The organism is Pseudomonas sp. Kh14, from assembly GCF_900291005.1.
GTDB classification, from domain to species: Bacteria; Pseudomonadota; Gammaproteobacteria; order Pseudomonadales; family Pseudomonadaceae; genus Aquipseudomonas; species Aquipseudomonas alloputida.
Map to the genome: position 1 here is coordinate 1 of NZ_OLKJ01000067.1, position 311 is coordinate 311.

Sequence of the window (311 nt, forward strand, 5' to 3'; positions counted from 1 at the left end):
CTGCATGGTCGCCACGACTCGTGAATCGGCACCGTATTCTTCGGCCATAGAAACCATTGCAGAAGCTGCGCCTGGTGCTGTTCCCCATGCAGCGGTGCTACCAGGAATGCCCCCGTATCGAACTGTTCCGAGCCCCACAACGGCGCTTAAGACGACTGTGATCAATGTGGCGAGAAGCATGATGTGCCATGAGTGGGCCAACGAGATCAGAACTGACCAGGGCACGGAATGAGCTACCAATAGACCAACGCAGCCTTGGCCAAAGCGGAAAATGTGCCGATGCAGGCGCATCTGAGCCCCGCACACTCGCG

1 protein-coding gene is annotated in these 311 nt (G+C 57.9%); it reads right to left on the minus strand.

All coding sequences use genetic code 11. From position 1 onward, the window contains the following. Positions 1–311, minus strand: a 311-nt coding sequence (locus FQ668_RS27360; RefSeq protein ID WP_144180760.1) for an AbrB family transcriptional regulator, incomplete at both ends; no start/stop codon positions are given.